Annotated in this window: 2 protein-coding genes; both read left to right on the top strand. The window is 69.1% G+C overall.

All coding sequences use genetic code 11. The annotated features are described in order from the left end of the window. Positions 1-34 precede the first annotated feature (34 nt). Positions 35-484: an IS200/IS605 family transposase gene (gene tnpA / locus AC6EXY_RS33200; protein WP_101833766.1), complete on the top strand. Its 450-nt coding sequence runs from the start codon at positions 35-37 to the stop codon at positions 482-484. Further along, positions 481-1,683 (top strand): RNA-guided endonuclease InsQ/TnpB family protein, encoded by a 1,203-nt coding sequence (locus tag AC6EXY_RS33195; protein WP_499842480.1) that lies wholly within the window; start codon positions 481-483, stop codon positions 1,681-1,683. Before tnpA ends, AC6EXY_RS33195 begins: the two co-directional genes overlap by 4 nt. Positions 1,684-1,717 lie beyond the last annotated feature (34 nt).

Genomic DNA, 1,717 nt, shown 5'->3' with positions numbered 1-1,717 from the left:
GGCAGGGGAATCCGGTATGGACCGCGATGGTTAGATGGACCGCGCTGGTATAGTCGCCGGTGTGGTGCGGCAGGTGACCGGAGGGGCGGGTGGGGTCTATGATCTCGGCTTCCATGTCGTCTGGTGCCCGAAGTACCGTCGGGCTGTCCTCGTGGGTCAGGTTCGTGACCGGCTGGACACGCTGATCCGGCAGAAGTGCGCCGAGCATGACTGGCCGGTCGTCGCGCTGGACATCGAGCCCGACCATGTGCACCTGTTCGTGAAGGCTCACCCGAAGCACTCCCCGTCGTACATCGCCAACCAGGTCAAGGGCTTCACATCCCATGAACTGCGGGGCGAGTTCGCGCACCTGCGTTCCCGGCTGCCTACGCTGTGGTCCCGGTCGTATTTCGTCGCGACCGTCGGCGCGGTCTCCGCGCAGACGGTGCGGCGGTACGTCGACACGCAGGACGAACGGCCGTGGCGAAGGGGAATGCCACGGTGAGGCGGACGTACAGGTTCCTGCTCCGCCCGACCGCGCGTCAGGTCGTCGCGCTGACGGCAATGCTCGACGATCATCGGACGTTGTACAACGCGGCGTTGCAGGAACGTCGGGATGCCTACGCGCACCCGTCGAAGACGAGGATCCGGTACGGGGATCAGTCCGCCCAGTTGAAGGAGATCCGGGCCTGTGACCCGGACCAGGCCCGCTGGTCGTTCTCCTCCCAGCAGGCCACCCTGCGCCGGCTCACCCTCGCGTTCGAGGCGTTCTTCCGCCGGGTGAAGGGCGGGGAGACGCCCGGCTATCCGCGGTTCAAGGGTGCCGGCTGGTTCGACACGGTGACGTGGCCCGTCGACAACGACGGCTGCCGGTGGGACTCGCAGCCCGAGCACCCGACGCGGACGTTCGTCCGCCTTCAGGGCGCCGGGCATGTCAAGGTCCACCAGCACCGGCCCGTGCGGGGCAGGGTGAAGACCCTGTCCGTCAAGCGCGAAGGCGCCCGCTGGCACCTGATCCTGTCCTGCGACGACGTCCCCGCGAAGCCGCTGCCGCTGACCGGCGCCGTGGTCGGCATTGACCTTGGCGTGGCGTCGCTGGTCACCGACTCCAACGGCGAACACTACGGCAACCCGCGTTTTTTGAGGCGGTCCGCCGACAGGCTGGCCGACGCACAACGGGACCTCTCGCGCAGGCGGCGTGGTTCGCAGCGGCGCCGCGGGGCCGTGCAGAGGGTCGCCGCCGTGTCCCGGCATGTCGCCCGGCAGCGGGTCGACCTCGCGAACAAGACCGCGAACGAGATCGTCGCCGGTCATGACCTGATCGTTGTCGAGAAGCTGAACATCAAGGGCATGGTCAAGCGGGCCAGGCCCAAGCCCGACCCCGACAGCGCCGGCCGGTTCCTTCCCAACGGCCAGGCCGCCAAGTCCGGACTCAACACGAGCATGCACGACGCCGGGTGGGGGGTGTTCCTCCACGCGCTGCGCGCCAAGGCTGAAAGCGCCGGACGGCTCGTCGTCGAGGTAAACCCCCGTCACACCTCCCAGCGGTGCCCGGGGTGCGGGCACGTCGCGGCGGAGAACCGGCCCACGCAGGCCAGGTTTCTGTGCGTGCGGTGCGGGCACGCCGCGCACGCCGACGTGAACGCGGCCGTCAACATCCTCAGGGCCGGGCTGGCCCTTCAGACCGCGGCAACGTCGTCCTGAGAAGCCGCCGGCCTCAGCCGGTGGAGGAGTCACG

This window comes from Frankia sp. RB5, assembly GCF_059816245.1.
This window is presented reverse-complemented; position numbering and strand designations above follow the sequence as displayed.

Excerpts from the sequence above, each read along its gene's own strand:
- tnpA (WP_101833766.1), top strand. The coding sequence starts at position 35 with ATGGACCGCGCTGGTATAGTCGCCGGTGTGGTGCGGCAGGTGACCGGA.